Source organism: Nocardia vermiculata NBRC 100427 (genome assembly GCF_001613265.1).
GTDB lineage: Bacteria > Actinomycetota > Actinomycetes > Mycobacteriales > Mycobacteriaceae > Nocardia > Nocardia vermiculata.
This window is the reverse complement of the sequence record NZ_BDCA01000058.1, coordinates 1-7,497: the sequence shown is the minus strand read 5'-3', so window position 1 is coordinate 7,497 and position 7,497 is coordinate 1. Positions and strand designations below refer to the sequence as shown.

At 67.6% G+C, this 7,497-nt stretch carries 7 protein-coding genes and 2 pseudogenes; 7 read left to right on the top strand and 2 right to left on the bottom strand.

What is annotated here, in order from left to right; genetic code table 11:
• The 6 genes and pseudogenes from NV2_RS30330 to NV2_RS30305 all read left to right on the top strand — a co-directional run.
• Positions 1 to 506, top strand: a pseudogene (locus NV2_RS30330) (hypothetical protein); the annotation flags it as partial.
• A gap of 18 nt (positions 507 to 524) precedes the next feature.
• Positions 525 to 1,667, top strand: coding sequence for an RNA-guided endonuclease InsQ/TnpB family protein (locus NV2_RS30325; protein ID WP_067882348.1), 1,143 nt, complete (start codon positions 525 to 527; stop codon positions 1,665 to 1,667).
• Positions 1,668 to 1,798: 131 nt separating this feature from the next.
• Positions 1,799 to 2,347 (top strand): acyl-CoA dehydrogenase family protein, encoded by a 549-nt coding sequence (locus NV2_RS30320; RefSeq protein WP_067882345.1) that lies wholly within the window; start codon positions 1,799 to 1,801, stop codon positions 2,345 to 2,347.
• Positions 2,323 to 3,051 (top strand): ABC transporter ATP-binding protein, encoded by a 729-nt coding sequence (locus NV2_RS30315; RefSeq protein ID WP_067882341.1) that lies wholly within the window; start codon positions 2,323 to 2,325, stop codon positions 3,049 to 3,051. Before NV2_RS30320 ends, NV2_RS30315 begins: the two co-directional genes overlap by 25 nt.
• Positions 3,048 to 4,187 carry an ABC transporter substrate-binding protein gene (locus tag NV2_RS30310; protein WP_067882338.1) on the top strand — a complete coding sequence of 380 codons (1,140 nt, stop codon included), beginning with the start codon at positions 3,048 to 3,050 and terminating at the stop codon, positions 4,185 to 4,187. Before NV2_RS30315 ends, NV2_RS30310 begins: the two co-directional genes overlap by 4 nt.
• Complete coding sequence (locus NV2_RS30305; RefSeq protein WP_067882334.1) at positions 4,184 to 4,948, top strand: ABC transporter permease; 765 nt, start codon at positions 4,184 to 4,186, stop codon at positions 4,946 to 4,948. The genes NV2_RS30310 and NV2_RS30305 overlap by 4 nt, the downstream gene beginning before the upstream one ends.
• A gap of 19 nt (positions 4,949 to 4,967) precedes the next feature.
• Here the strand turns inward: NV2_RS30305 and NV2_RS30300 are convergent, their stop codons facing one another.
• Positions 4,968 to 5,588, bottom strand: coding sequence for a TetR/AcrR family transcriptional regulator (locus tag NV2_RS30300; RefSeq protein ID WP_067882331.1), 621 nt, complete (start codon positions 5,586 to 5,588; stop codon positions 4,968 to 4,970).
• Between the two features lie 118 nt (positions 5,589 to 5,706).
• Here NV2_RS30300 and NV2_RS30295 point away from each other — a divergent pair, with 118 nt between their 5' ends.
• Positions 5,707 to 7,260, top strand: coding sequence for an MFS transporter (locus tag NV2_RS30295; RefSeq protein WP_084475717.1), 1,554 nt, complete (start codon positions 5,707 to 5,709; stop codon positions 7,258 to 7,260).
• Between the two features lies 1 nt (position 7,261).
• Here NV2_RS30295 and NV2_RS31855 read toward each other — a convergent pair.
• A pseudogene (locus NV2_RS31855) lies at positions 7,262 to 7,497 on the bottom strand (esterase family protein); the annotation flags it as partial.

Below are 7,497 nucleotides of genomic sequence, written 5' to 3'. Positions count from 1 at the left end.
GCGCGAGCGCTGGAAACACCGGAGCACGCGAGCGCTGTGACCTTCGCGCGCGACCGTGCGGCGGCCCTGGACGCCGCGACCACCGATACACGCGCCGATATCGCCGAGCCGGCCGCCACGGCCTGCTCACCGCGGGTCTGGGCGGAACCGACGTGGCGGAGTTCGCCGGCGTGGTCGAGGAGGTCGCGGCCGAGAGCCTGGCCGCCGGATTCTCGCTGGGGGCGCAGCGCATGAGCCTCGAATATGTCTGGCGCGCAACCGAAGCGGTATGGGAACGATATCTGGCCGGGCACGCCGACGGGCAGCGAGTTGGTGTCACGGCGATGGCCGCGGCACTCAAGCACCTCGCCGGCCTGGGGGAATTGCCCCTCGTGGCCGACGGTGAGGATCGAGTGTCCGGCCCGATCGCCTGGGCCTCCAACGTCTACGACGACGCGTTGATCGAGAAGCGCAGCGTGCAAACCTCTAGCTTCAGTTATGAGGATAGCGCATCACTAACAGGCTAGCATGCTATTATGTTAGGCATGGCATCTCGGGTGGTGAAGCGGGCGTACAAGTATCGCTTCTACCCGACCGCGGATCAGGTCGAACAGTTCGCGAGAACGTTCGGATGCGTCCGGTACGTGTACAACCGTGCGCTGGCGGAACGGTCCGCCGCCTGGACGCTGGAACAGCGGCGCGTCACGTACGTGGACACAGCGAAATCGCTCACCGACTGGAAGCGGCAGACCGACACCGAATGGTTGAGCGAGGTCTCCAACGTTCCACTCCAGCAGGCGCTTCGACACCTGCAAGGTGCGTTCGACAAGTTTTGGCGCAAGCAAACCGCGTATCCGAAGTTCAAGAAGAAAGGCAAGACGCGGGACTCGGCCACCTACATGAACAACGCGTTCTCGTATCGGGATGGCCGGATCAAGCTTGCCAAACAGGCGGAGCCGCTGAACATTCGCTGGTCTCGGCCGTTGCCGGAGGGGGCTCAGCCGTCGCAGGTCACGGTCTCGCTGGACTCGGCGGGCCGCTACCACATTTCGATCCTGGTGGAGGAAACGATCGCCGAGTACGCGGCCACGGATTCGACGCTGGGCGTGGACGCGGGGATCACGTCTGTGTACGCCTTCTCGACCGGGGAGAAGATCTCGAATCCTCGCCACGAGAAGTTCGACCGTGCCCGCGTGGTGAAAGCTCAACGGGTGCTTTCGAAGAAGGACAAGGGCTCGAAGAATCGGGCGAAAGCACGGTTGAAGGTGGCGCGGGTGCATGCTCGGATCGCGGATCGTCGCCGCGATCATCTGCACAAGCTCTCGACTCGGTTGGTGCGCGAAAACCAAGTGATCGCGATCGAGGATTTGAGTGTGCGGAACATGGTTCGGAACCATTCGCTGGCGCGGGCGATCTCGGATGCGTCGTGGTCGGAGTTCCGGTCGATGCTGGAGTATAAGGCCGACTGGTACGGGCGCACGGTGGTGGCGGTCGACCGGTTCTATCCGTCGTCGAAGACGTGTTCGGTGTGTGGTCGGATAGTCGAGAGGATGCCGTTGAACATTCGCGAGTGGGAGTGTCGTTGTGGCGCGGTCCATGATCGGGATGTGAACGCGGCGAGGAATATTCTTGCGGCTGGGCTGGCCGTGCAAGCCTGCGGAGATGGTGTGAGACCGCCTCGCAGTTGATGCGGGAAGGCGACTGTCGATGAAACAGGAAAACCCGACCGTGAGGTTGGAATCTCCCGCCTTCAAGCGTGGGGAGGAAGTCAACGTCTATCCCTACCGTGGGGAAATGGGAAAACGACGGAACGGGCCGCGTGGCGGTCGTGGGTGCCGATGCCGAGGGGGTGAGTATCCGGACCGCACCGGAACTTCTCGCCCTGAACGGCACCGCGTCGACGGCACTGCACTTCGACCGCGTGGAGGTGGGTGCGGACCAGCTGGTGACCGGTGATCTGCCGAACTTCTGCGCGACGATCCGGCCGATCTTCCTGCTGCTGCAGACCGCGTTCTGCACCGGCATCGCCGGTCGCTCGGTGCTCGAATCCGGTCAGCGGCTCGACGGGCTCGGCGCCGAATTCGCCGGTGAGCACGCCGATCTCGCCGCCCGGCACACCTCGCTGCGGGATCGGTTGTTCAGCTACTCCGCCGATTCGGCGGCGGTCGCTCCGGCCGAGGTGATCCGGCTGCGGCTGGAGGCCTCACGGGTGGCGGTCGAGGCCACCCGCCTCGAGTCGGTGCTGCGCGGCGGTGCCGGATTCGCCCGGTCCTCGGCGACCAACCGGCGCTTTCGTGAGGCCGCATTCCTGCCCGTTCAATCTCCCTCGGAAGGCCAATTGCGATGGGAACTGTCGCAGTACGACTAGCGGGCGCGCGTAAAACGTACTCCCATCGCGACCAGCCGGTGCTCGACGGCGTCGACCTCGAGATCACCGCCGGCGAACTACTCGTCGTCCTCGGCCCCAGCGGTAGTGGGAAATCGACGCTGCTGCGGATCATCGCCGGCCTGGACCGGCTGGACGGCGGCAGTATCGGCTGGGACGACGGGCATGCGAACCCGACGACCGGCATGGTGTTCCAGCAGCCGCTGCTGATGCCGTGGCTCAGCGTGCGCGACAACGTGCGCTTCGGCGGCCGGTTCGCCCGCCACCGCGCCGACTTCGATGCCGCCACCGCGGACGAGCTGCTGGAACGCTTCGGCCTGGCCGGACTGGCCGACCGGACACCGGATCAGCTCTCCGGCGGCCAGGCACAGCGGGTCGCGGTGGTGCGGGCCGTGGCGGTGCGGCCGCGGTTGCTGCTGCTCGACGAACCGTTCAGCGCGCTCGACCCCGCGGTGCGCGCCGACCTGCAGGACTGGCTCGCTGATCTGGTGGCCGAGCTGGGCTGCACCGCGGTACTGGTCACCCACGACGTCGACGAGGCACTGCGGCTCGGTGACCGGATCGTGCTGCTCGGCGACCGTGGTGCGGTGCGCGAGGAATTCCGGCGTACCGGCGACGACGGGCAGCGCGATACCGTGCGGCAACGCATCCTCGACCGCTACCGGGACGACTCGGTGACGGTATGAGTCCCACGATCTCGCGGCGTGGACTGCTGTGCGGTTGCGCCGGCCTGGTCGCGGCCGGTGGGCTCGCCGGGCTGGCCGACCTCGGAGTGGCCGCCGCCCAGCAGCGCGACGGCAGCGGGGAACGGTTGCGCATCGGCTATCTGCCGATCACCGACGCGGCGCCGCTGCTCGTGGCCGACCGCGGGCCGCGTTTCGCCGAGCCCGTATTGTTCCGTAGCTGGTCGGCCCTGGCCGAGGCGTTCCTCACTCGGCAGGTCGATATCGCGCATCTGCTGATGCCGATGGCGATCCAGTTGCGTTTCGCACTCGGTGCGCCGGCGCGCATCCTGGGCTGGAACCACACCAACGGTTCGGCTCTGACCGTGGCGCCGCAGATCACCGAACTCGGGCAGCTGGCCGGCACCCAGGTGGCGATTCCGTTCTGGTGGTCGATCCACAACATCGTGATCCAGCAGTTGCTGCGGGCCAACGGTTTACGGCCCGTGATCCGTAGCTCGGCGTCGCGATCCGCGGGCACGGTGGAACTGATCGTGATGAGCCCGTCGGATATGATTCCGGCCCTCGCGAACGGCTCGATCAGCGCGTTCACCGTCGCCGACCCGTTCAATGCCGGCGCGCAACTGCGCGGAGTGGGCCGTATCCACCGCTTCCTCGGCGATAACTGGCGCGATCATGCCTGCTGCGCACTGGTCGTGCACCAGGACCTGATCGACCGCAGGCCCGATGACGCGCAGCTGGTCGCCGACATGGTGGTCGCCGCACAACAGGGGATCGGCGCGAACCGTCAGGGAACGGCGAGAACCCTGTCGGGCAGGTATCTCCCGCAGCCGCTTCCGGCGATCACGCAGTCGCTGACCTACTCCGACCGCATCCCGGTTCGGCATCCACAGTGGAATCCGCAGCGCATCGGCTTCCAGCCCTTCCCCTTTCCGAGCTTCACCGCCGAACTCGTGGCGTCGATGCACGACACCGCCGTCGACGGCGACACCCGGTTCCTGTCCCGGCTCGATCCGGCGGGTGTGCACGCCGACTTGGTCGACGACCGGTTCGTCCGCAGCGCACTGGATCATGCGGGCGGGCCCGGCGCGTTCGGACTGCCGGGACTGACCCGCACCGAGGAGATCGACCCATCGTGAATACCGTCGTCGACGCTCGCCCCCGCACCACCGCCTGGGTGACGCGCCTGGTCGCCGTCGTGGTCGCGGTGCTGTTGTGGTGGCTGCTGACCAGTGTGATCGCCGGCCCGGAATCGCTGCTGCGAGAATTCGCGCCCCAGCATGTGCCCGGGGCGCTCGGTGATCTGTTCGATCGTGGCGTGCTGGGATCCGATATCGCGGCGAGTATGTGGCGGCTCCTGGTGGGGCTGCTGATCGCGGTCACCGTCGGGGTTCCGCTGGGACTACTGCTCGGATTGCACACGGCTACCGAATATGCGGTGGCACCGGTGGTGCAGTTCCTGCGGATGATCTCGCCGCTGTCGTGGGCGCCGATCGCGGTGGCGCTGTTCGGGATCGGGCACGAGCCGGTGATCTTCCTCGTCGCCGCGGCCTCGGTGTGGCCGATCGTGCTCAATACCGCCGCCGGTGTCCGCGCGATCGATCCCGGCCTGATGCTGGTGGCCCGATCCTTCGGTGCCACCCGCCGTGAGCAGCTCACCTCGGTGGTGTTGCCCGCGATCCGGGGACCGGTGCAGTCCGGATTCCGGATCGGGCTCGGTATCGCCTGGGTGGTCCTGGTTCCTGCCGAGATGCTGGGCGTACGTTCCGGGCTCGGCTACCAGATTCTCAACGCCCGCGATCAGCTCGCCTACGACGAGGTGATGGCCGTGATCGTGGTGATCGGCCTGATCGGCTTCGTCCTGGACACCCTCGCGCGAGCGCTGCTCGACCGGCGCTGATCCGACGTCGGGCCGAGCGCTACTGCTCAGCCGCGTGCCGGGCAGCGCTCGCGGCGAGGAAATCGTCGACGATGCGGGCGCAGTCGGCCTCGGTGGCGCGGCCGATTCCGGTGAGTCGCACGAAGACGATCGGACCGATGAGCTGTGCCAGCACCTTGGTCAGATCCCGCTCGCCGAGCAGTGCACGACCCTCGGGGCTGTCGAACAACTCGTCGAAGGGCCGACGGTAGTTCTCGATCAGATGTGCGCGCAACGACCCGGCGCGCACACCGTCGCCGTGCACCTGCTCGCCGGCGGTGGCCAGCCACGCCAGTGTGGTCAGATGCAGCGGCACGTCGTTGATGGCGGTGGCCTGCCGGGTGATCAGTTCGATCATCCGCTCCCGGAACGGGCCCGCGGCGGGGATCTGCACCACCGGGGGCATCAGCTGTTCCAAGGTGGCGGTGCGTAAGTGGGCGAGCGTGGTGAAGTGGCGATACAGGGTGGTTCGGGCCACGCCGGACAACCGGGTCACCGCGTCGATGGTGACCGCCTCGAGGCCGCCCTCGCGCAGCAGTTCGGCCGCGGCTTCGAGCAGGCGGCGGCGCGAGCGCACCTTGCGCGGATCGTCCTCGGGCTCGATCGAGGTGGGAGAGGGCATGGGTCCAGGATTCCTCGTCGGCGGACTCGCGGGGCGGAAGGCGCGAAAACAGTTCTAGGGAAGAAACGATACTTCGAGTAGCATAGCGAAACTGTCAGTATCGTTTCTGGGAGGCGCAGTGAACGCGACCACGACCGAGCAGGCCCCGGCGCAGAGCCGATGGGTGGTGGTGGTGTCCTGCCTGGCGGTGGCGCTGGTGATCGCATCGATGGCCGCGTTGTACACCGCGCTGCCCGAGATAGCGTCCGCCACCGGTGCGACGCAATCCCAGCTCACCTGGATCATCGACGGCTACACCCTCGCGCTGGCCTGCCTGGTGCTGCCCGCCGGCGCGCTCGGCGACCGATACGGGCGCCGGATCGTGATGATCACCGGTCTGATGATCTTCACCCTCGCCTCCGCGCTACCGCTGCTGCTGGACGGTCCGGGCTGGCTGATCGGCTCACGCGCGCTGGGCGGTGCCGGTGCGGCACTGGTGATGCCCTCGACACTGTCCCTGCTCACCGCGGGGGTGGAACCCGAACGACGCAACACCGCGGTCGGCATCTGGGCCGGAACCGTGGGCGGCGGTGCGATTCTGGGCATCCTCGGCTCGGGTCTGCTGCTGTGGCAGTGGTCGTGGTTGTCGATCATGATCGCGATGGCGGTCGCGGGCGCGGTACTCGCGGTCGCGGCCTGCACGGTCCCCGAATCGACCGACAGCGACCGGGCACGCTTCGATCCCTGGGGCGCGGTGACCGGTGCCGCGGCGGTCGGCCTGATCGTGATCGCCGCCCTCGAGGCGCCGGCGCGCGGGTGGACCGATCCGCTGGTACTGGTTGCGGTGGCTGCCGGCCTGGTGGTCGCGGCCGCGTTCGTCCTGATCGAATTGCGGGTCGCCGAACCACTGCTGGACGTGCGATTGTTCGCCGCGCGCGGGTTTTCCACCGGCACGGTCTCGGTGGCGGTGCAGTTCCTGCTGTCCTTCGGCCTGTTCATGCTGATCGTGCAGTTCTTCCAGCTGATCCTCGGCTACTCGCCGCTGCTGTCCGCGGTCGCGATGGCACCGATGATCGTGCCGATGCTGGGGCTGTCGATCATCGCGCCCGCGCTGGCGCAACGGTACGGGCTGCGGCTTCCCACCACCGTGGGACTGGTGATCGTCGGTATCGGTCTGCTGTGCCTGTCCCGGCTCACCGGGACCAGCGGATTCATCGACGTGCTGTGGCCGCTGCTGATTCTGAGCACGGGACTGGGCCTGTCCGCGGCACCCGCGACCGCGGCGATCGTCGACGGCGCACCGAACGACAAACAGGGCGTCGCCGCCGCCGTCAACGACGCCGCCCGCGAGATGGGTGCCGCATTGGGCATCGCGCTGTCCGGAAGCATCCTGGCCTCCGGTTACGCCCATCGCATGGCCGAGATCGCCGACCAGATCCCTGAACCGATCCGTGAACCGGTGACCGGATCGCTGGCCGGTGCCCTGGAGGTGGCCGAGCGCATCGGACCACCGGCGAAACCGTTGGCCGCACACGCCGAAGCGGCATTCGCACACGGCCTGCATCAGGCGACGCTCGTACTCGGTGTCGCCACACTCGTGGTGGCCGCGATCCTCGCGTTCTGGGCACCGACCCGGGAGCGACCGGCACCGGTCGACGTCGTCGAGGAACGCGCACCGGTACACGCCGACTGAGTCAGCGCTGCAGCGCGTGCGCGAACAGCGGCCAGCTGTTGTGCAGGTCCTGCTGCCAGTAGCCCCACGAGTGGGTGCCGGTGGGCCGGATATCGACGGTGGCGGGGATGCCGAGTGCGGAGAAACGGTCACGCAGTTCACGAGTGCAGGTGACCGCGCCCGATTCCAGTACGCCGCCGACGACCAGTTGGTCGGCCAGTTTCACCGAGTCGGAACGGATTCCGGGGCCGGTCGGGG